Source organism: Kocuria flava (genome assembly GCF_001482365.1).
GTDB classification, from domain to species: Bacteria; Actinomycetota; Actinomycetes; order Actinomycetales; family Micrococcaceae; genus Kocuria; species Kocuria flava.
Window position 1 is genome coordinate 2,209,210 of sequence record NZ_CP013254.1, and the last position, 21,087, is coordinate 2,230,296.

The following is a 21,087-nucleotide window of genomic DNA, read 5'->3' on the forward strand; positions in this document are numbered from 1 at the left end:
GTATGAGTGCTGTGGTGGAGATGGCGGACGTCAGCGTGGTCCGCGGGCGCAAGACGCTGCTGGACGCGGTGGACTGGGTGGTCCGCGAGGGGGAGCGGTGGGTCGTGCTCGGCCCCAACGGCGCCGGCAAGACGACGCTGCTGTCGATCGCGGCGGCCCGGCTGCACCCCACCCGCGGGATGGTGGACATCCTCGACGAGATCCTCGGCGCCGTCGACGTCTTCGAGCTGCGCCCCCGGATCGGGCTGAGCTCGACGGTGCTGGCCGCCCAGATCCCCGCGTCGGAGACCGTGCGCGACTGCGTGGTCACCGCCGCCTACGGGGTGACCGGGCGCTGGACGGAGCGCTACGACGCCGACGACGACGCCCGGGCGCAGGAGCTCATGGCCGCCTGGGGCATCGACCACCTGGCGGAGCGCCGCTTCGGCACCCTCTCCGAGGGCGAGCGCAAGCGCGTGCTGGTCGCCCGGGCGCTGATGACCGACCCGGAGCTGCTGCTGCTCGACGAGCCGGCCGCGGGCCTGGACGTCGGCGGCCGCGAGGACCTCGTGGCCCGCCTGGACGAGCTCGCCCGGGACGGGAGCGCCCCGGCGGTGGTCATGGTCACCCACCACCTCGAGGAGGTCCCCGACGCGTTCACCCACGCCCTGCTGCTGCGGGAGGGCCGCGTGGTCGCCGCCGGGCCGGTCGAGCAGGTGATCACCCAGCGCAACCTCTCCGAGACCTTCGGGGTGGCGCTGAAGCTCGTGCGCGTCGGCAACCGCTACGCCGCCTTCGCCCGGACCTGACGGCCGTGCTGACGCAGACGGCCGGTGGCCTCGGCGAGCTCGCCGCGGCCTTCCCGTTCGAGTGGTGGCAGGCCGCGCTCATCCTGGTCGCCGGGGTGTGGGCGGGGCTGATCAACACCATCGTGGGCTCCGGCACCCTGGTGACCTTCCCCGTGCTCGTGGCCATGGGCGTCCCTCCCGTGACGGCGACGATGTCCAACGCCATGGGCCTGATCGCCGGCAACCTCACCGGCGCCTGGCACTACCGCGCCGAGCTGCGCGGGGTGGAGCGCACGCTGCTCAAGCTGCTGCCCTGCTCGGTCGCCGGCGGCGTGGTCGGTGCCGCGCTGCTGCTGCACCTGCCCGAGTCCGTCTTCGGCTACGCCGCGCCGGTGCTCGTCGTCGTCGCCCTCCTGTTCGTGGTGTTCCAGCCGCGCCTGCAGGCGGTCGTGCGCCGGCGCAAGGACGCCCAGGCGCAGGCGGCCGCGGAGGCCGCCCGCGCCCGCGGCGAGACCCCCCGCCCGCTGGACCCGGACCGCTCCGCCCAGCCCGCGGCCCTCTACGTCCTCGTCACCCTGGCCGGGGTCTACGGCGGGTACTTCGTGGCGGCCCAGGGCGTGCTGCTGCTCGGGATCCTCGGGGTCTTCCTCCTCGCGTCCCTGCAGGCGGCCAACGCCGTGAAGGTCGTGCTCGTGGCGGTGGTCAACATCGTCGCCGCCGTCTCCTACATCCTCTTCGCCCCCGAGCGCATCGACTGGTGGGTCGTGGCCCTGATCGCGCTCAGCTCCTCCGCCGGGTCCTGGGCCGGGGCCAAGATCGGGCGCCGGCTCTCCCCGGTGGCGCTGCGCACCGTCATCGTGCTGCTGGGCCTCGTGGCCCTGGTGGCCCTCGTCGCCCGCCTGCTGTGACCGCCCGACCCGAGTCCCCGACCCCCGGAGCCCCCGTGACCGATCTGCCCCAGCCCGTGCGCCTCGACACCGCCGAGGACCCCCGCGTGGACGACTACGCCCGGCTCACCGACGTGCGGCTGCGCCGGCGGATCGAGCCGGAGCGGGGGATGTACATCGCCGAGTCCTCCAAGGTCCTGCGCCGGGCCCTGGCCGCCGGGCACCGCCCCCGCTCCTTCTTCATGGCCGAGAAGTGGCTGGCCGAGATGGCCGACGTGCTGGCCGCCCACCCGGACGTGCCCCTGTACGTGGGCCCGGACGCCGTCCTGGAGCAGATCACCGGCTTCCACCTCCACCGCGGGGCGCTCGCGGCCATGCAACGGCCCGAGCCGGTGGACCTCGACCGGCTGCTGGCCGGCGCGCGGCGGGTGGCGATCCTCGAGGACGTCGTGGACCACACCAACGTGGGGGCGGTCTTCCGCTCCGCCGCCGCCCTCGGGGTGGACGCCGTGCTCGTCACCCCCCGCTGCGCCGACCCCCTCTACCGCCGGGCCGTCCGCGTGTCGATGGGCACCGTCTTCCAGGTGCCGTGGGCCCGGCTCGAGCACTGGACGGGCGACCTCCAGCGGGTCAAGGACGCCGGCTTCACCACCGCGGCGCTGGCGCTGAGCGAGGACTCCGTCCCGCTCGACGAGCTCGCCGCGCGCCGCGACGAGAAGCTCGCCCTGGTCCTGGGCACCGAGGGGGACGGGCTGAGCGCGGCGGCCGTCCACCACGCCGACCTCGTGGTGCGCATCCCGATGTCCCACGGCGTGGACTCCCTCAACGTCGCGGCCGCCTCGGCGGTGGCCTTCTGGGAGACCCGCCCGCGGTCGTAACGATCCGGGCGTCGATCCCGCCCCCACCAGGGATCTTCCCGCTCGCGAACGGTAGGATCGGGGTGTCCGCACGTCCCGGTCCGAGGACCGCGGCACCCGCCGGGCGGCCGGGCGCGGACGAGCGGGAAGGTGCGTCATGAAGAAGCTGATCTCGTGGCTGGCGGCACTGGTGCTGGCCACGGGCCTGGGACTGGTCGTCCCGGCCGGCGCGAACGCCGCGGCTCCCTACTGCGGCATCCGGTGGGGCTCCGGCCCGAAGCTCGCGGTGGAGGGCCCGGGCGGGGACACCCACGTCACGAACGTCAGGGCGGGCCGGCACGCGTGCTTCGACCGCCTGGTCGTGGACATGGACGCACCCTCGGACGGGTACGTCGTGCGCTACGTCGACGAGTACACGGGCGTCGCCGGGGCGCACCCGATCGTCCTGCGCGGGGGCGCGGACCTGTCGGTCGTCGCCTTCGCCGCGGCCTACGAGGAGGACGGCCACGGCGGGATCCGGGGCACCTACGCGTTCGACGACCCGCAGGAGCTCGTGGACGTCACGGGCTTCCGGACCTTCCGGCAGGTCGCCTGGGGCGGCAGCTTCGAGGCCCGCACGAGCCTGGGCCTGGGCGTGCGCGCCCGGCTGCCGTTCCGCGCGTTCCTGCTCGACGGCCCGGGCGAGGGCTCCCGCCTCGTCGTCGACGTCGCCCACCGCTGGTGACCCGGGCGGGGACGCGGGCGGACGGTCCGGGACGGCCGGCGGCACGGTCCCGCAGGGCCCGGCGGACGCCGGGCCCTGCGGCGGCGGGGCGCACGTGACCTGCGGCCCGTTCTCCGGTACGCTGGAGCGCTGGTGCCCGACGCCCCCGCCCTCCTCCCCGGACCGCGGGACCGCACGACGACGCGCCACCCACCGAGCGAAGCCGTGCCTGGCAAAATCCAGGCACCGACAGAAGGTACGAAACCCATGAAGACCGACATCCACCCGGACTACCACCCGGTGCTCTTCCGCGACCTCGCCTCCGGCAAGGTCATCCTCACCCGTTCCACCGCCACCTCGGAGAAGACCGAGACCTGGGAGGACGGCAACGAGTACCCGATCATCGAGGTGGAGATCTCCTCGGAGTCCCACCCGTTCTACACCGGCAAGCAGCGCATCATGGACTCCGCCGGCCGCGTGGAGCGCTTCAACGCCCGCTTCAAGAACTTCGGCAAGTCGAACGGCTGAGCAGCCGCCGCACTCCGTCGAGCCCGGACCGGATCGGTCCGGGCCCGACGCGTCCCCGGGACCCGTTCCCGGCAGCCCCCCGCCCCGGCCCGCCGTGCGGGACCGCCGTTCCCGCGGGGCCGCACGGCGGACCCGGTCCGGCCGGGCGTAGGCTGGTCCGGGACCCCGGCGGCGGAGCAGGAGGAGCACGGATGGTGCAGCAGCGGCGGCACGGCGAGTACAAGGTCACGGGCGGCAAGCTCGTGGTCGCGGACCTGTCCGTGGTGGACGGGCGGCTGGCGGAGGTCTCCGTCAACGGCGACTTCTTCCTCGAGCCCGACGAGGCGCTCGAGGACATCAACGCCGCCCTGACCGGACTGCCCGAGGACGCCGCCCACGCGCAGATCGCGGCGGCGGTGCGCGAGGGGCTGGACCCGTCCGTGGTGCTGCTCGGGTTCTCCCCGGAGGCCGTCGCCACCGCCGTCCGGCGCGCCCTGGCCCGGGCCACCACGTGGGAGGACCACGAGTGGGAGGTGATCCCGCCGGTGGTGCGCCCCACCCTCGAGAACCTCGCCCTCGACGAGGTGCTGGCCCGCGAGGTCGGCGCCGGCCGGCGCCGGCCCGCCCTGCGCCTGTGGGACTGGACGGAGCCGTCCGTGGTGATCGGCTCGTTCCAGTCGCTGCGCAACGAGGTGGATCCGGAGGGCGCCGCCCGCCACGGGATCTCCGTGGTCCGCCGCGTCTCCGGCGGCGGGGCGATGTTCATGGAGGCGGGCAACTGCATCACCTACTCCCTGTACCTGCCGCAGACGCTCGTGGACGGGCTCAGCTACGCGGACTCCTACCCGTTCCTCGACCGGTGGGTCATGCAGGCCTTCCAGGAGATGGGCCTCGAGGCGTTCTACGTCCCGCTCAACGACATCGCCACCGAGCACGGCAAGATCGGCGGCGCCGCGCAGAAGCGCTTCGCCGGCGGCGGGATGGTCCACCACGTGACCATGAGCTACGACATCGACGCCGAGAAGATGACCGAGGTGCTGCGAATCGGCCGCGAGAAGCTCTCCGACAAGGGCCACCGCTCCGCCCGCAAGCGGGTGGACCCGCTGCGGCGCCAGACCGGAATGGCCCGCGCCGACGTCGTCGCCAAGCTCGTGGAGGTCTTCACCGCCCGGCACGCGGCCGTGCCCGGTGCGGTGAGCGAGGCCGAGCTGGCCGCGGCCCGGGAGCTGGTGGCCGCCAAGTTCGCCACCCCGGAGTGGACCGCCCGCGTGCCCTGAGCCCGCTCCCGCCGCGCGGACCCCGGTGAAGCGGCCGCGCGCCGCGCCGCCGCCGCGGTGCCGGGGCCCGCGGGTCCGGGGGCGTTCCCGGGGCGGCGGGCTAGCATGGGCCGTCGCCCGTTGCCCGTGCCGAGACCCGGAGGCCCGCCATGACCGTCCCCGACCCCCGCGACGCGCACCGCTCCCCGGGCGCCGCGGACCGTGCGCCAGCGGACGGCCCCGCCGGCGCCCCGCCCGGACCCGCCGGCGGCCTCCCCGTGCGACCGGACCGTCCCCGCCCGCACGAGCCGGCCCCCGCGCCCCGCGGCGGCGGGCTGCGCCGGGCGCTGCTCGTCCTGCTCGCGCTGGTGCTCGTGCTCGCCCTCGCCGCCGGGGCCTTCGCGTGGCTGCTGGGCCGGACCTTCGACGAGCGGCGGCAGACCACGGACGCCGCCTTCCCCGCGGAGTCGGTGCGCCCGGCCGCCGGCTCGGCCCGGGACCGGGGCACCACCGTGCTGGTGCTGGGCGCGGACCAGCGCCCGGCGGGCCAGGAGGACCCCGGGGTGACGGGGGAGCGGGCGGACTCGATCATGCTGCTGCACGTGCCCGAGGAGGGCGGGGAGGTCTTCGTGATGTCCCTGCTGCGCGACACGTGGGTGAGCGTGCCGGGGGTCGGGGAGGCGAAGCTCAACGCGGCCCTGGACGCCGGCGGGCTGCCGCTGGTGGTGCGCACGGTCGAGGACCTCGTGGGCGTGCGCGTGGACGAGGTCGCGGAGGTCGACTTCGAGGGCTTCGCCGCCCTCACCGACGCCGTGGGCGGGGTGACCGTGGACGTGCCCCAGGACTTCGTCTCCAACGAGGGGATGGTCTTCGAGCAGGGCCCCGAGCACATGGACGGGCGGCGGGCCCTGGAGTTCGTGCGCGAGCGCAAGGCCTTCGCCGAGGGCGACTACGCGCGCGTGGTCAACCAGCGCACCTACGTGGCGGCGCTGCTGGACCGGCTGACCAGCCCCGCGGTGCTGCTCAACCCGCTGCGCCTGCACGCGGTCGTCCACGACTTCTCCCCGTACCTGCTGGTCTCCGAGGGCCTCGACGCCGGGATGCTCGCCGGCCTCGCCCCGGAGCTCGTGGGCGTCTCCGGGCAGGACGTGCGGATGTTCACCGCCCCCACGCTGGGCATCGGCACGTCCCCCGACGGGCAGTCGGTGGTGCTGCCGGACCTCGCGGCCACCGCGCGGATCGGGGACGCCGTGGCCGCCGGGGAGCTCGGGGACCTTGTTGCTACGCTGGAGGACGAAGCCCCCTAGGCCGCCCGCGCCCCCCCCACGCGGGACCGGCACCTCCTCGACCGCCCGTCCCGGCCCCCGCCCGGGACGGCGCCTCGTGACCCCCCCCAGGGAGAGCCATGCCGCACCTGCCCCGGCGGCCCGCCGCCCGCTACGAGGCCCGGCTGGCCCGCGCCCTCGCCGGCCGCACCGACCCCCGCCGCGCGCGGCGCCTGGCCGAGGAGGCCCTGGACCGGGGCCGGCCCGAGGACGCCGGGCACCTGCTGGCGCTGCTGCCGCCCGGGCTGCCCGGGCTGGCCGGCACGAAGGCCCGCCACGACCGCGAGCTGGGCCGGCTCACCGAGTCCGTGGTCGGGCTGCGCCGGGCGGTGGCCTCCGGGCGCGCCGGCGCGGCCGAGCGCCGGCAGCTGCACCGGCACGAGGACGAGCTGCGGCTGCTCTCCGGGCTGCGCCCGGTCCTGCCCGCCGCCGTGGGCCCTCGGCCCGAGCCGGGCACCGTGCTGCACGTGCGGGCCGCGGCCGCACCGGCCCCGCCGGCGACCTCCGACCGCACCCACGCGGTGCTCGCCGAGGCCGCCGCACAGGGCCGGCGCGTGGTGCGCGCCACCGGGGGGCGGCGCGGGTCCGGCCCCGAGCTCGCCGACGGCGTGGCCCACCACCGGCTGGGCCCCTCCCGCCCGGCGCCGACCGCCTCCGGGCGGCTCCAGCAGCAGGCGCAGGCCCTGCTCGACCTGGCCCTGGACGTGCGCCCGGCCGTGCTCCACGCGGAGGGCGGCCACGCGGACGCGCTCGTGGTGCGGGCCGTCGCCGAGGCCCTCGGCCTGCCGTGGGTGCACCAGCAGATCGGCTGCCCCGCGGCCCGCTGGGCGGCGCGGCGCCCCGCGGCGGCCGCCGGCAGCGAGGTGCACCGGCTGCTGGCCGCCCGGCAGACCGAGTCCCTGCTCGCCGCCGACCGGGCCCTCGTGGCCGACCGGGCGGCGGCCCGGCGCCTGGAGGAGCTGCGCCCCGGCCCGGCCGTGCGGACCGTGCCCGTGCCCCTGGACCCGGCGAGCCTGGGGGCCCCGCGCCCGGCGGCCGAGGCCCGCCGGGCGGTGGGGCTGCCCGCGGCCGTCCCGGTCCTGGGCGCCGTGGCCGGGCCGGGGGAGTCCGACGGGGTCGGGGACCTCCTGCGCGCGGCGGCGCTCGTGGCCGCCGGCGCCCCGCAGCTGCTCGTCGTCGTCCTCGCGGACGGACCCGGCGAGCGGGCCCGCCTGGAGGCCCGGGCCGCCGCGCACGGCGTGCTCGACCGGCTGCGCGTGGTCGCGGGGGCCGCACCGGAGCGCCGGCTGCTGGTGCTGCGGGCCGTCGACGTGCTCGTCGCGCCCCTGCGGGCCCCGGCCACCGGCCCGGAGCCGCCCGGCGTCGCCGAGGCCCTCGCGGCCGGCACCCCGGTGGTCGCCTCGCGCCTGTCCGCGCTGGCCGAGCTGGTCGCCGACGGGATCACCGGGATGCTCACCCCCGCGGGGGACCCCGCGACCCTGGCCACGGTGCTGGGGATGCTGCTGGGGTCCCCGGCCGTGCGGCGCTGCCTCGGGGACGAGGCCCGCCGCCGGGCGCTCGCCGAGCGCGGGCCCGCCGCCGTGGCCGCGGCGCTCACCGCGGCCTGGGACGAGCTCGCCGCCCCGGCCCCCGCCCGCGGGGCGACGGCCTGAGCCCCCGACGGCTCAGGAGAGCTCGATCGCGGCGGCCACCCGGTCGCGGATCGCGATGAACTCCGGGGCCGACTTCATCTCCGCACCCACGTCCGGGCCCAGGACGGAGGCGAGGTCCACCGGCTCGTCCAGGACCACCCGGCCCGGGCGCGGGCTCATCACCAGCACCCGGTCGCCCAGGAACACGGCCTCCTCGACGCTGTGGGTGATGAAGAACACCGTCTGGCGCCGGCGGCGCTGGATGCGCAGCAGGTCGGCCTGCAGGCGCTCGCGGGTCAGGGCGTCGAGGGCCCCGAACGGCTCGTCCATGAGCACGACCTCGGGCTGGTTGGCCAGCACCCGGGCGATCTGGGCCCGCTGCTGCATGCCCCCGGAGAGCTCGTAGGGCTTCGCGTCCCCGAAGCGCTCGAGGCCCACCATCCCCAGCAGCTCCTCGGCCCGCTCGCGCCGCCGCGGCCGGGACACGCCCCGGAACCGGGGCCCCAGCTCGACGTTGCCGCGCACCGTCAGCCACGGGTAGAGGCTGGGCTGCTGGAAGACCACCCCGCGGTGGTGGGAGGGCCCGGTGATCGCCTCTTCGCCGTAGCGGGCGGTGCCGGCCGAGGGGCGCAGGAAGCCCGCGAGCACCCGCAGGAGCGTGGTCTTGCCGCAGCCGGACGGGCCGACCACGCACACGAACTGCCCGCCGGGGATGCGCAGGCTGGTCGGTGCGACCGCGTGGACGACGTCCCCGGCGTCCGTGACGTAGTGGTGGCCGACCCCGTCGAGGACGAGGTCGCGGGTGCCGGACCGGAGGGCGGCCCCGGGCTCCTCGGCGCGGCTCATCGGGCGGCCACCTCCTCGATCGCCTCGGCGTAGGGCATCTGCCGGTAGGTGGCCGGGGGCGCGGTGCCGTCCGTCTCGCGGGCCTCGACGAGGAAGGCGGCGGTGTCCACCAGCACGTCCCCGAGGGCCCCGCCGAAGAACTCCGGACCGGCCTGCTCCCGCGCGTCGGGGTAGCGCAGGCCCCGGATCTGCTCCCGGGCGGCGTCGGGGGAGACGCCCAGCTGCACCGCCACGGACTCCACGGCCCCGGACTCGCCGGCGGCCAGCGCCCGGGCCGCCTCGTCCTGGGCCACGGTCCACATCCGCACGAAGTCCTCGTTGTCCTCGACGAACCCGGCGGTGGCGGCGGCCATGTCGAAGGTCGGGTGCCCGGCCTCGGCGGTCTCGGCGCTGGTGAGCACGACCGTCCCGGTGCGGCGCAGCTCCGGGAGGGTCGGGGCCCACACCCACGCGGCGTCGATCTCCCCGCGCTGCCAGGCGGCGGCCATCTTGTCCGGGGAGAGGTTGACCAGCTCGACCTCGTCCTCGATCCCGGCCTCCCGCAGCGCGGAGAGCGTCGAGTAGTGGGCGGTGGAGCCGAACGGTGTGGCGATCCGCCGGCCGGCGAGCTCGCGCACCGAGCGCACGTCCGCGTCGCGGACCACCAGGGACTCCGCGGAGCCGATGACGTCGGTCAGCCACAGCACGCGCAGGTCGATGTCCAGCGGCGGGGAGACCGCCTTGACCGCCGGGCTGGAGCCGATCAGCCCCAGGTCCACGGAGCCGGCGCCGAAGGCCTGGACCACGTCCCCGCCGGAGTCGAACTTCGACCACGTGATCTCGGCGTTGGGCATGCAGGCCTCGAGCACGCGCCGGTCCTTGACGACCAGGTCGCCGTTGGGGATCGCCTGCCAGGCGATGCGGGCGGTGGTGGTGATCGACGGGTCGGGCTCGACGGGGCAGCGCGCCTCCGGCTGCACGGCGTCGGGGTGGACGGTGCGCCCGGACTCGACGCAGCCGGCGGCGAGCACGGCCACGGCGGCGGCCAGGGCCAGCGCCCGCGTGCGGGATCTCGTCATGGTCAGGCCTTTCCCTGCCACGGGACCAGGACGTGCCCGAGCCGGACGATGAGGGCGTCCAGGGCCACGGCCACGAGGCCGATCGTGATGATGCAGGCGATGGTGAGGGGCGTGTTGAGCTGGGTGCCGGAGAGGTAGGCCAGCCCGCCGATGCCGGGGATGCCGTTGTTGAGCTCCGCGGCCACGACCGTGGTCCAGGCGAAGCCGGCGGCCAGCCGCACGCCCGAGAGGATGCTCGGCAGCGAGGAGGGCAGCACGACCTGGGTCGCCACCTGCATCCGGGACGCGCCCAGGGACAGGGCGGCGTTGGTGCGGTCCGCGGACACGCCCCGCACCCCCTGCACGGTGGCGATGACGATCGGGGGGAAGGCGGCGAGGAACAGCAGGACGTTCTTCGAGGCGTCGCCGATGCCCAGCCACACGATGAGCAGGCCGATGTAGCCCAGCGGGGGCAGCGCCCGCAGGAAGTTCAGGTAGGGCTCGAACGCGACGGACAGCCACCTCGAGGAGCCCATGAGGAAGCCCACGGCCAGGCCGGCGAGGACCGCCGTGCCGAGGCCGGCGGCGATCCGCTGCAGGGAGGCGACCAGGTGCTCCCACAGGTAGTAGTTCTGCTCCCCGCACACGGTGCGGGACAGTCCCTCGGCCACGGGCCGGCAGGTGTTGGCCTGCACGAAGGAGTGCAGCACCGCCCCCGGGGACGGCAGGTACAGGGCGGGCACCAGCTGCAGGGCCGTGACCAGCCACCACAGGGCGAGCACCGCGACCAGGACCGCGGCCTGCAGGACCAGGCGCCGGCCGCGGGAGCGGCGGGCGGCGCGGCGCACGCCCGCGGCCACGGCGGTGCCGTCGCGGTCGGCCGGGGGCGCCCCCGGGGCGGTGGTCGTGTCCGTCATCGTCCCTCCGGGGTCGGCGATCGCGCGGGCGCCGGACCCGTTCCCCGGGTGCGGGGGCGGTCGGCCGCCCCAGTCTAGGGGACGGCCGACCGCTGGGCGCTCAGGGGGCGGGGTCGGCGCCGGCGAGGGAGCTCAGGGGCTCCCCGCCGAGGAAGCGCAGCAGCTCGGGGGAGCGGGTGAGCACCACCTCGTGGTAGCGGCCGGGGGTCTCCGGGTCGCGCCCGATGATCAGCCGCTCGACGTCGTCGGCCACGAACAGGGTCAGGGCCCCGCGGAAGAGGTCGAGGGTCTGCGGGTCCTCCACGAGGGTGCGCACGGCCGCGGGAACCCGGCGCACCAGCCCGTCGTCGCGCACCAGGTCCACGAACTCGGGGGTGTCCGCCGCGGCCCAGCGGGCGCTGCCCGCGGTGGTGAGGACGCCGATGCTCTCCACGGCCTCGCCGACCACCAGGGCCGCGTGGGCGAGGGCCGTGGCGACCTCCTCGCAGCCGTCCCGCCGGGTGCGCCGGCCCCGCAGGCCGAGCCGGCGCCGGCACGGCGGCGTGCCCAGGGCCAGGTACTCCAGCCGCAGCTGCCCGTGCTGGCCCTCGATGAACGAGACCGTCACAGGCTCCGCGGCCGGGACCCCGCGCACGGCGCCGTAGGCGCTGCGCAGCAGCGCCTGCAGGTCGTTGGAGCCGCGCCCCAGGGAGCGGGCGGACAGGCGCACGGGCCGGCCCTGCGCGTCCAGGCACCGGACCGTGAGGGGCACGCGGGCCGTCGCCGGCCGGGGTCTGGTCTCCACGCTGGTTCGGGCCTTCCGGGACGTCGGGACGGGGGGTCCCCCCAGTCTAGATGCGCGTGCATGAGAAGGGGGGAGCGCGGAAGTCCCTGCTTTTGGGGACAGACTGCGCGCTCACCTGCGGCGATGCCGCCCCGTCCCGGTCGTCGTCGCAGGGGGTGGGGCGAGGGCCCCGCCCGCGGCCGCCGGCGGCCTCGGGCGGGGCCCTCCGGGCCGGCTCAGGGCCAGGAGCCCTCCTCGGCGTGGGCGATGAACAGCTCGCGCACCTCGCACCCGGCCGGCTGGTTCAGGGCGAACAGCACGGCCGCGGCCACGTTCTCCGGGTCGTTGAGCTGGGAGTCGTCCTGGGGCCTGTACTGCTCGTCGCGGTCGTCGAAGAACCGGGTCTTCATCCCGCCGGGGATCAGCTGGGTGACGCCGACCTCGCCCTTGAGCTCGGCGGCCAGGGCCTGGGTGAAGCCCAGGACGCCGAACTTGGAGGCGCAGTAGGCGGTGGCGTCCGAGACGCCCTTCAGGGCCAGGGTCGAGGCGACCGTCACCACGCGCCCGCGCGAGGCGCGCAGGGCCGGCAGGGCGGCGCGGACCACGGAGACGGTGCCGAAGAGGTTGACGGCCACGACCTTCTCCCAGTCCTCGACCGCGACGTCCTCGAGCCGCCCGCACCGGTCGATGCCCGCGGCCGTGACGACCGCCTCCAGCCCGCCGGCGGCCTCGACCGCCTCCCGGACCGTCGCGGTGACGGCTGCGGTGTCCGCGACGTCGACCTCGTAGGCGGTCACGCCCTCGAGCGCGCTGATGTCCCGGTCCAGGACGATGGGGGTGCCGCCGGCGGCACGGACGGCCTCGACCAGGGCGGCGCCGAGGCCCGAGGCCCCCCCGGTGATCAGGACGCGGCCGGGGGTGGTGGGCTGGGAAGTCATGCAATGTCCTCTCTGCTGTGCGCTGCCGCGCCGCGGCGGGGGCCGGGGCGCGGCGGGGCCGTCCCGGTCCGGGACAGCGCTCAGGCCGCCGCGGGTGCGCCGGCCTGGTCACAGCTACCGTAGCCGCTCCGGCGGGGTCGGTAAGTATGCTTCACCAGGACAGCCCCGCCGCGCCCCGGAGCACCCGGGCCGCGGCCGCCGGACCGACGAAGGAGCTCCATGACATCCGTCACCACCACCGCCGCGACCGAGCTGACCGTGCGGGACCCCCGCGACGGCACGCTGGTCGGCGTCCTGCCCGCCGCCACCGAGGAGCAGGTCCGCGCCGCGGTGGAGACCGCCCGCGCCGCGGCCCCCGGGTGGGCGCGCACCGACCCCGCCGAGCGGGGCAGCCTGCTGCGCGCGGCCGCCGACCGCCTCGCCGAGCACGCCCAGGAGCTGGCGGAGCTCAACGCCCGCGAGACGGGCAAGCCCGTGGAGGAGTCCCTGGGCGGGGTCATGGCCGGGGTCGGCACCCTCCACCAGTACGCCGAGCTCGGCCCCGTCCACCGCGGCCACAGCCTGCGCGGGTCCGTCCTCGCCGCCGACTGGACGGTCGCGGAGCCCCGCGGCGTCGTCGTGGCCCTGACCCCCTGGAACGACCCCGTGGCCGTGGCCGCCGGCCTGCTCGGGGCCGCGGTCGTCACCGGCAACACCGTGGTGCACAAGCCCAGCGAGCGCTGCCCCCACACGGGCGCCCGGCTCGGGGAGGTGCTCGCGGCCGCCCTGCCGCCGGGCGTGCTCACGACCGTCGACGGCGGCGCCGCCGTCGGCGCGCGGCTCACGGCCCACCCCGGCGTGGACGTCCTCGCCCACGTCGGCTCGACCGCGACCGGGGAGGCCGTGGCCCGCGCGGCGGCGGCGACCGGCGCCCACGTGGTGCGCGAGAACGGCGGCAACGACGCGCTCGTCGTCGACGACGACGTCGACCCGGCCTGGGCCGCAGAGCAGGCCGCGACCGGCGCGTTCGCCAACTCCGGGCAGATCTGCGTGGCCGTCGAGCGGATCTACGTCCACCGCGCCGTCGCCGAGCCGTTCCTGGCGGCGCTCACCGAGCAGGCCCGCCGCCGCAACGCCGGGGGCATCGCCCCGCTGGTCGACGAGCGGCTGCGCGAGGAGGTCCACCGGCAGGTGGCCGAGAGCGCCGCCCGGGGCGCCGTCGTGCTCGAGGGCGGGCGGGTGCCCGAGGGCCCCGGGGCGTTCTACCCCGCGACCGTGCTGCGGGAGTGCACCGGCTCGATGCCCGTGATGCAGGAGGAGACCTTCGGCCCCGTGGCCCCCGTGCAGGTCGTCGACTCCTTCGCGGAGGGCCTGCGCCTGGCCGCGGCCGACCGCTACGGGCTCGCGGCGACCGTGCTCACCGGCCGGATCGCCCACGCCCAGCAGGCCGTGGCGGAGCTGCCCGTGGGCACGCTGAAGGTCAACAACGTCTTCGGCGGCGCCCCCGGCGGGGCCGCCCAGCCGCGCCGGGCCAGCGGCGCCGGGTTCGGCTACGGCCCCGAGCTGCTCGACGAGATGACCCAGGTCAAGGTCGTGCACGTCGAGATGCCGCCCGCCGGCTCCTGAGCCCGGGCGCACGGCCCGCGGCTCAGGCGCCGCGGGCCGTGCGCACCAGTCCCGTCAGCCGCGGCGAGGGGGCCGCGCCCAGCTCGCGGGCCAGGGCGTCCGCGTGCTCGCGGCAGGCCCGCTCGGCGGCGGCCTCGTTGCCCAGCGCCAGGTGGGCGCGCACGAGCGCGCGCACCGCGCTCTCCCGCAGCGGGTCCAGGTCCCGGGCCGCGGAGGCCAGCAGCAGCGCCCGGTAGGGGTCGTCCAGGGCCAGCGCCTGCCCGGCGCGCCGCTCGAGGACGACGACGCACTGCTGCCCCAGCCGCTCCTGCTCCTCGAGCACCCAGTCGTCGTACCACCCCGGCAGCAGCCCGGCCCGGCAGCCCGCCAGCAGCCGCCGGTCCGCCGCGGCGGCCCGCCGCCCGGCGTCCGGGCCCTCGGGCGCGGGCTCCTCCAGCTCCCGGCGCAGCCCGTGCAGGTCCACCACCACGCGCGGTCCCAGGGCCAGCCCGGCGCCCCGGCACTCGAGGGCCCCGGGCAGGCGGCGGGTGAGGGCGAAGACGGCCGCCCGCAGGCTGCCCCGGGCGTGGGCCTCGTCGTCCTCCGGCCACAGCAGGCCCTCGAGGAACCGGCGGGAGCGCTCGCCGTGCACCGCCAGCGCCGCCAGCAGCCGCTGCTGGCGCGGGCCGACCGCCACGGCGTGCCCGCCCGTGCCCGCCCGCCACCGGCCCAGCAGCTCCAGCTCGATCGCACCGTCGTCGTCCATGATCCCGAACCCCTCGCTGACCAGGCACGACGCCCGTCCGGGCGCCCACGGCCATGCTCGGCCCGGGGGTGCGGGAAGTCAACGGGAACGCCCGTGCGCGGCGGTCCGTGACGCGCCGCGGGAGGCCCTCAGAAGCGGCGGCGTCCGCGCAGCGCCGAGACCAGCCGCCGAACCCGGGGCACGTTGGTGGAGAGCACCAGGTAGCCGGCCAGGGTGCCCACGGTGGTCGCCCCGCCGGCGATCAGCGGGGTGTGGAACCTCCGCCACCGCTCGGGGTCCGAGGCGAGGATGTGGGCCATGCCGTTGATGGACGCGGCGATCACGGCGCCGGCCACGACCTGGTGGCCGATCTTCTCCCCGCGCTGCAGCAGCGGCTCGAGCTCGTCGCCGCGCAGGTGGACGTCGAAGCCGCCGCGCTCGAGCACCACGATCAGCCGGCGCAGGTACTCGGGGGCCTCCACGCCCATCTGCACGGCGTCCTCGACGACCTCGCGCAGGCGCTTGAGCAGCACCTCGGGGGAGAGTCGGTGGAGCACGAAGCGCTGGGCGTAGGGGGTGAGCACCGAGACGAGGTCGAAGCCGGGGTCCAGGCCCGTGCCCACGGACTCGGCCGTCACCAGCATCCGCAGGAACAGGGCGGACTCCCGGGGCAGGTGCATCCGGTACCGCCGCAGCAGCCGGATCAGGTCGCCCATCAAGTGCCCGATGCGCACCTCCTGCAGGGGCCGGTTGGCGTAGCGGCGCAGCAGCAGGGCGACGTCGCGCTCGAGCTCCTTCTTGTTGACGTCCTGCTCCTGCCAGGTCACCCCGAGCAGCCCCGCGGCGGCCCGCCGCGGGTTCTGCTGCACGACCCCGAGCATGACGGTCACCAGGTGGTCGCGGAACTCGTCGGAGAGCGTGCCCATCATGCCGAAGTCGATGATCCCGATCCGCCCGCCGGCCTCCACGAAGAGGTTGCCCGGGTGCGGGTCGGCGTGGAAGAACCCGTGCTCGAAGATCATCCGGCAGATCGCCTCGGTGGAGTCCACGGCCAGCTGGTGGCGGTCCAGCCCGGCGGCCTCGAGGGCGGGGTAGTCGTTGATCTTGATCCCGCGGACCCGCTCCATCGTGAGGATCCGGGAGGTCGTGGCCTCCCAGAAGATCCGGGGCACGTGGATCGTGGGGTCCCCGGTGAAGTTCTCCGCCATCCGCTGGGCGTTGCGGGCCTCGGTGAGGTAGTCCAGCTCCTCGCGCAGGGACTGGGCGAACTCGTCGGCCAGGCCCTCGAGGTCGAAGTGCTCGACGGCGGGCCAGTAGGTGCCCAGCAGCTTCGCGAGCTCCGCGAGGATCTCGAGGTCGCGGTTGACCTCCTCGACCACCCCGGGCCGGCGCACCTTCACGACGACCTCGACGCCCTGGTAGACGGCCGCGTGCGCCTGCCCGATCGAGCCGGTGGCCAGCGGCACCGGGTCGATCCGGGCGAGGATCTCCTCCGCGGCGGAGTCGGGCTCGGACTCGATCATCTCCCGGATCCGCTCGGGGGGCACCGGCGGGGAGCTGTCCTGCAGGCGCGCCAGCTCCTGCACGTAGCGCGGGGGCAGCAGGTCGGGGCGGGTGGAGACCAGCTGGCCGAGCTTCACGAACGTGGGGCCGAGCTCCTCGAGGGCCTGGCGCAGGTGCACGGGCTGGCTGTAGAGCTTCTCCGGGTCGATCAGCCGCACCCGCGCCAGCGGCGCCCGCCACTGCTCCTTGATCCCGCCCAGGGCGAAGCCGAACCCGTGCTTGGAGAGCACCTCCAGGATCTGGAGGAACCGTTCCCGCCGGCTGATCATCGCCCGGCCACGCTCATCCGCGCCAGGTAGAAGGACATGAAGCCGGTGGCCACGGCCACGATGAAGCACAGGGCGCTGACCAGCGGCTCGATGCCGAGGAAGACGACGCCGACCACCCCGAGCACCAGGGTCATCGCCAGCAGCGCCCACACCGCCACCGAGACCTGCCCGAAGGACGTGGGCCCGGACCCGCCGGCGGAGCGCTGGGCCGACGGGCCCGCCTCGGGGCCCGCCGGGGCCTCGGCCGGGGCGGCGACCGCGAAGCCCTTGCGCCACTTGCGGGCGTTGCGGGAGCGGTCGGCCTCGGCGGGGACGTAGGCGTCGGGCACGGGGTAGCTCTCGGCGGGCGGCAGCAGCTCGGGGACGTCGTTGGGCAGCTCCTCGAACCAGGACGCGGGGATCTCGTCGGGCCGCGCCGCCTGGACCGTCATCGACACCTCGTAGGCGGAGCCGCGCACCGTGCCCCACACCGCGGTGAGCAGCTCGTGCTGGAAGGCGTGGTCGATGATCGGGATGAACTGCCGCGACATCTGGGTCGCCAGCCGCCCCACCTGGCGGCGCTCGTAGAGGACGTCGACGGTGTCCACGGTCTGCCCGTGGGCGTTGCGCACCTTGTTGACCTCGAGGGTGAGCATCACCCGCCCCTCGCCCGAGGGCGGGACGATCCCGTGCAGGTACTCCGCGAACTCCTGCTCGTCGAGGACCTTGATCGAGGGACCCTGGGGGAGCACCGCCGCCTGTGCGGGCGGGGTGTTGAGCGGGAACAGCAGGTCCGGGGCCGCGATGGACAGCCGGGCGGTGGCGTCCACCTCGGCCTGCCCGTCCTGGCGCAGCACGGTCGCCTCCAGCTTCAGCGGTGCCACGGGCGTGTACCCCGAGGCGACCACCCGGGCCAGGTAGGGCCAGTAGCGCTGGGCGTCCTGCTGGGCGAGGTGGCCGATCTTGTTGCGCCCGATCCGCACCGAGACCGTGGTGGGGTCGAAGGGGTTGTCCGGCTCCGGGACCAGCGCGGCGGGGCCCTCCCACGTGCGCAGCTTCCCGAAGGACAGCCCGCCGAACACCCGCATGATCTCGGTGTCGTAGAAGTTCTCCGTGACGATCTCCAGAGAGCCGCGGTCGTTCAGCGCGTAGTCGGTCATGGTCTCCCTCGGCGGAGCTGGGGGGTGTTCGAGTCGTCCATAGCTTCTCACGATTCCGGCGGCGCCCGGCGGAGGCCGCAGACGCCGTCGACCTGCGCCGACGCCCCCGCGCCCGGGGTCGGGGGCTCAGCCGCGCGCGGACGCCTGGGCGCGCAGGGCCCGCAGCAGGTGGTCGCGCTCCTCCACGAGGATCCGCCGCAGCGCCGCGGGCGCCCCGGCGTGGTTGGTCAGCCACAGCTCCGTGCGCGCCACCACGGGGTGGCGGGCCGAGTCGTGGCCGGGCTCGAGGTCGGCGTCCGAGGGGTAGAGGCCCTCCACCAGCCGCGTGGCCATCCCGATCGAGCGCTGCGCCCAGACCTCCTCGAGCATCGCGAAGTAGCGCTCGCGGTAGGGCTCGAGCAGCTCCGGGGGCCCGAGGCGGAAGCCGGTGATCGTCGCGGTGAGCAGGTCGTTGGACAGCTCCTCCCCGGTGATCGCCGCCCAGGCGGCGGCCTTGGCCTGCGGGGTGGGCACGGCGGCGCGGGTCCGCGCGGCGCCGAGCCGCCCGGTGCGCGTGCGGTCGGCGGCCTGCTCCCGCTCCAGGGCCGCCGTGAGCGCCGGGTCCTCGCCGGCGGCGGTCGCGGCCAGGGCCGTCCACAGCGCCCAGCGCAGCTCCGGCCCCAGGGGCAGGCCCGGCAGCGCGGCCCGGCCCTCGAGCAGGTCCCGCAGCCATGCGGCGTGGCCGCCGTCGCGGCGGGCCAGCCGGGCGGCCAGCCGGGCCAGGGCCAGCTGCCGGTCCCCGCCCGGGTCGGCGGCGCGCAGCTCGCGGACCACGGCGTCCAGCAGCCGCCCGCGCAGCCGCGCCCGGGCCGCGCGGGGGGCCAGCCGCTCGACGGCCTCCACGGCCCGGTCCCCGGCGGTGGCGAACACCCCGGCCAGGGGCTCGTCGAAGCCGTGGTCGAGCACCGCGCCGACGAAGTCGGAGGGGTCGAGCTCGGCGTCCCGGGCGGCGTTCCACAGCGCGGACCACAGCTGCGCGCGCGCCATCCCGTCCTCGACCGAGGACAGGGAGCTCAGGGCCGTGGCCAGGGAGACCGGGTCCAGGCGCACCTTCGCGTAGGTGAGGTCCTCCTCGTTGACGAGCATCAGGGGAGCGGTCGAGCCCACGAGCTCCGGGATCTCCACCGAGGCGGCGGCCGGCAGGTCCACCTCGACCGTGCCCGTGCGCACCAGCAGGTCCCCCGGGCCGCGCTCGTAGCTGCCCAGCAGCAGCCGGTGGGGGCGCAGCACCCCGGACCCGGGCTCCTGGAGCAGCGCGGCGAAGCCGACGGCGCCGTCGTCGTCGCGGGCCAGGTCCAGGGAGAGGGTGGCGACCCCCGCGGTGCCCAGCCAGGCGTCGGCCCAGCCGCGCACGTCCCGCCCGGAGGCCTCGGCGAGCACCGCCAGGAAGTCCTCGAGGCCCGCGCACCCCCAGGCGTGGCGGCGGAACAGCTCCCGGCAGGCCGCCACGAACGGGCCGTAGCCCACGAAGGCCACGAGCTGCTTGAGCACGGCCGCGCCCTTGGCGTAGGTGATGCCGTCGAAGTTCTGCTTCGCGGCCTCGAGGTCGGGCACGTCGGCGACGACGGGGTGGGTGGTCGGCAGCTGGTCCTGGCGGTAGGCCCACGCCTTGCGGCGGTCGGCGAAGGCGATCCAGGCCTCCTCGAAGTCGGTGGCGCGCACGGAGGCGTGGGCGCCCATGAACTCGGCGAAGGACTCCTTCAGCCACAGGTCGTCCCACCACGGCATGGTCACGAGGTCGCCGAACCACATGTGGGACATCTCGTGCATCAGGGTGTTGGCCCGGCCCTGCAGCTGGGCGCGGGTCGCGCCGTCGGGGAAGAGGTACTCCTCCGTGAAGGTCACCAGCCCGGGGTTCTCCATGGCCCCCAGGTTGTACTCGGGCACGAAGGCCTGCTCGTACTTGCCGAACGGGTAGGGCCGGCCGAAGAGCTCCGTGAAGAACGTCAGCCCCTGCCGGGTGAGGTCGAACAGCTCCCGGGCGTCCAGGTGCTCCGCGAGGGAGGCCCGGCAGTACAGGGCCAGCGGCACGCTCATCCGGGAGCCGTCCTCGAAGGCGTGGCGCCACTCCCCGGTCACGCGGGCGTAGGGCCCGGCGAGGACCGCCGTGATGTAGGTGGAGATCCGCTCGGTGGCCGAGAACGCGTGGCGCACCGCCCCCGCCCGCTCCGCGGCCGGCTCGGGCGCCGCGGCCATGCGCACCCCGTTCGAGGAGACCTCCCAGCCGTGCGGGGCCACGACGGCGAAGCGGAAGGAGGCCTTGAGGTCGGGCTGGTCGAAGCAGGCGAACACCCGGCGGGCGTCGGCCGGCTCGTACTGGGTGTAGAGGTACACGGCGCCGTCGGCCGGGTCCGTGAACCGGTGCAGCCCCTCGCCCGAGCGGGAGTACCGCCCCCGGGCCACCACCGTGACCTCGTTGTGGGCGGCCAGCGAGGGCAGCCGGACCCGGGCGCCCTCGACGACGTCGTCGGGGTTCAGCTCGGTGCCGTTGACGACCACGGACTCCACGGTCGCGGCGACGAGGTCCAGGAAGCTCTGGGCGCCCTCCTCGGCGCGGAAGCGCACCGTGGTCGTCGTCGGGAAGGTGCCCACGGCCGGGTCCGGGGCCGCGGAGAGGTCCAGCAGCACCTCGTAGTCCTCCACGGCGATCAGCGCGGAGCGGTCGGCGGCCTCGCGGCGGGAAAGGTTCTCGTTGCGCACGCCTGCCATTGAACCACCCGGGCCCGGCGGCGGGCGCGGGCCTGGACACCGCGCCGTGCGCGCCTACGCTGGAGGACAGCGCCCGCGCCGCCGCGGGCACCGGACCCGGCGGCCCGACCCGGAGGAGGCCCCCGTGACACCTGCCGACGTCCCGGCCCCCGGGCCCCGCCGCACGGGGGCCCCGGAACGGCGGACCGTGCTCTCCGGTGTCCTGTTCGGCTGCGGGATCGCCGCGTCGCTGATCGACCTGTTCGTCTTCCACCTGCTCCTGCAGTGGCACCACTTCTACGACCTCTCCACCACGGCGGTCGCCCTGGCCGCCGACGGCCTCTTCCACGCCGCCGGGTGGTTCCTCACCGTGTGGGGCCTGTTCCTGCTCGCCGACGCCCGCCGCCGCGCCGAGGTGCGGTGGGCCCGCTGGGGCGGGGCGGTGCTCGCCGGCGTGGGCCTCTTCCAGCTGGTCGACGGCGTGGTCCTGCACAAGGTGCTGCGGATCCACCAGATCCGCTACGACGTGGACCTGCTCGTCTACGACGCCACCTGGATCGGCTCCGCGGCCCTGGCGCTGCTGGCCGGGCTGGCCGTGCTGCGCGCCACCCGCCCGGCCCGCTGAG

General features: G+C 76.1%; 19 protein-coding genes. 10 read left to right on the forward strand and 9 right to left on the reverse strand.

Going from position 1 to position 21,087, the window contains the following annotated elements:
- Window positions 1-2 precede the first annotated feature (2 nt).
- The 8 genes from AS188_RS09805 to AS188_RS17685 all read left to right on the forward strand — a co-directional run bounded on the left by AS188_RS09805 (window position 3) and on the right by AS188_RS17685 (window position 7,954).
- Complete coding sequence (locus AS188_RS09805; RefSeq protein WP_058858695.1) at window positions 3-788, forward strand: ABC transporter ATP-binding protein; 786 nt, start codon at window positions 3-5, stop codon at window positions 786-788.
- 8 nt (window positions 789-796) lie between these two features.
- Window positions 797-1,675, forward strand: a complete 879-nt coding sequence (locus AS188_RS09810; protein ID WP_058859862.1) for a sulfite exporter TauE/SafE family protein — start codon at window positions 797-799, stop codon at window positions 1,673-1,675.
- A gap of 35 nt (window positions 1,676-1,710) precedes the next feature.
- Window positions 1,711-2,532, forward strand: a complete 822-nt coding sequence (locus AS188_RS09815) for a TrmH family RNA methyltransferase (protein WP_058858696.1) — start codon at window positions 1,711-1,713, stop codon at window positions 2,530-2,532.
- Between the two features lie 136 nt (window positions 2,533-2,668).
- Window positions 2,669-3,235 (forward strand): AMIN-like domain-containing (lipo)protein, encoded by a 567-nt coding sequence (locus AS188_RS09820; protein ID WP_058858697.1) that lies wholly within the window; start codon window positions 2,669-2,671, stop codon window positions 3,233-3,235.
- 246 nt (window positions 3,236-3,481) lie between these two features.
- On the forward strand, window positions 3,482-3,742 hold the full coding sequence (locus tag AS188_RS09825) for a type B 50S ribosomal protein L31 (protein WP_058858698.1): 261 nt from the start codon (window positions 3,482-3,484) through the stop codon (window positions 3,740-3,742).
- A 191-nt stretch (window positions 3,743-3,933) separates the two neighbouring features.
- On the forward strand, window positions 3,934-4,998 hold the full coding sequence (locus AS188_RS09830) for a lipoate--protein ligase family protein (RefSeq protein ID WP_058858699.1): 1,065 nt from the start codon (window positions 3,934-3,936) through the stop codon (window positions 4,996-4,998).
- A 149-nt stretch (window positions 4,999-5,147) separates the two neighbouring features.
- Window positions 5,148-6,284, forward strand: a complete 1,137-nt coding sequence (locus AS188_RS09835) for an LCP family protein (RefSeq protein WP_083529381.1) — start codon at window positions 5,148-5,150, stop codon at window positions 6,282-6,284.
- Window positions 6,285-6,382: 98 nt separating this feature from the next.
- Window positions 6,383-7,954, forward strand: a complete 1,572-nt coding sequence (locus tag AS188_RS17685) for a glycosyltransferase family 4 protein (protein ID WP_058858700.1) — start codon at window positions 6,383-6,385, stop codon at window positions 7,952-7,954.
- A 12-nt stretch (window positions 7,955-7,966) separates the two neighbouring features.
- Here AS188_RS17685 and AS188_RS09845 read toward each other — a convergent pair whose 3' ends face one another.
- The 5 genes from AS188_RS09845 to AS188_RS09865 form a co-directional block, all read right to left on the reverse strand.
- Window positions 7,967-8,779: an ABC transporter ATP-binding protein gene (locus AS188_RS09845; protein WP_058858701.1), complete on the reverse strand. Its 813-nt coding sequence runs from the start codon at window positions 8,777-8,779 to the stop codon at window positions 7,967-7,969.
- The gene (locus AS188_RS09850) at window positions 8,776-9,837 is read right to left on the reverse strand and encodes a taurine ABC transporter substrate-binding protein (protein WP_058858702.1); all 1,062 of its coding nucleotides are present in this window, start codon (window positions 9,835-9,837) and stop codon (window positions 8,776-8,778) included. Before AS188_RS09850 ends, AS188_RS09845 begins: the two co-directional genes overlap by 4 nt.
- Window positions 9,838-9,839: 2 nt before the next feature.
- Window positions 9,840-10,733, reverse strand: coding sequence for an ABC transporter permease (locus AS188_RS09855; protein WP_083529382.1), 894 nt, complete (start codon window positions 10,731-10,733; stop codon window positions 9,840-9,842).
- A 100-nt stretch (window positions 10,734-10,833) separates the two neighbouring features.
- The gene (locus AS188_RS09860) at window positions 10,834-11,517 is read right to left on the reverse strand and encodes a hypothetical protein (RefSeq protein WP_147050367.1); all 684 of its coding nucleotides are present in this window, start codon (window positions 11,515-11,517) and stop codon (window positions 10,834-10,836) included.
- 215 nt (window positions 11,518-11,732) lie between these two features.
- Entirely contained in the window at window positions 11,733-12,434 is a 702-nt protein-coding gene (locus AS188_RS09865; protein ID WP_058858704.1) for an SDR family oxidoreductase, read from the reverse strand.
- A gap of 219 nt (window positions 12,435-12,653) precedes the next feature.
- Here AS188_RS09865 and AS188_RS09870 point away from each other — a divergent pair, with 219 nt between their 5' ends.
- Complete coding sequence (locus AS188_RS09870; protein WP_058858705.1) at window positions 12,654-14,039, forward strand: aldehyde dehydrogenase family protein; 1,386 nt, start codon at window positions 12,654-12,656, stop codon at window positions 14,037-14,039.
- Window positions 14,040-14,061: 22 nt separating this feature from the next.
- Here the strand turns inward: AS188_RS09870 and AS188_RS09875 are convergent, their stop codons facing one another.
- The 4 genes from AS188_RS09875 to pepN form a co-directional block, all read right to left on the reverse strand.
- Complete coding sequence (locus AS188_RS09875) at window positions 14,062-14,784, reverse strand: AfsR/SARP family transcriptional regulator (protein WP_058858706.1); 723 nt, start codon at window positions 14,782-14,784, stop codon at window positions 14,062-14,064.
- A gap of 128 nt (window positions 14,785-14,912) precedes the next feature.
- Window positions 14,913-16,595 carry an ABC1 kinase family protein gene (locus AS188_RS09880; protein WP_058858707.1) on the reverse strand — a complete coding sequence of 561 codons (1,683 nt, stop codon included), beginning with the start codon at window positions 16,593-16,595 and terminating at the stop codon, window positions 14,913-14,915.
- Window positions 16,592-17,734, reverse strand: a complete 1,143-nt coding sequence (locus AS188_RS09885) for a hypothetical protein (RefSeq protein WP_058858708.1) — start codon at window positions 17,732-17,734, stop codon at window positions 16,592-16,594. The genes AS188_RS09880 and AS188_RS09885 overlap by 4 nt, the downstream gene beginning before the upstream one ends.
- Window positions 17,735-17,860: 126 nt before the next feature.
- Window positions 17,861-20,473 carry an aminopeptidase N gene (gene pepN, locus AS188_RS09890; RefSeq protein ID WP_058859865.1) on the reverse strand — a complete coding sequence of 871 codons (2,613 nt, stop codon included), beginning with the start codon at window positions 20,471-20,473 and terminating at the stop codon, window positions 17,861-17,863.
- Window positions 20,474-20,606: 133 nt separating this feature from the next.
- Here pepN and AS188_RS09895 point away from each other — a divergent pair, with 133 nt between their 5' ends.
- Window positions 20,607-21,086, forward strand: a complete 480-nt coding sequence (locus tag AS188_RS09895; protein WP_058858709.1) for a DUF2243 domain-containing protein — start codon at window positions 20,607-20,609, stop codon at window positions 21,084-21,086.
- Window position 21,087 lies beyond the last annotated feature (1 nt).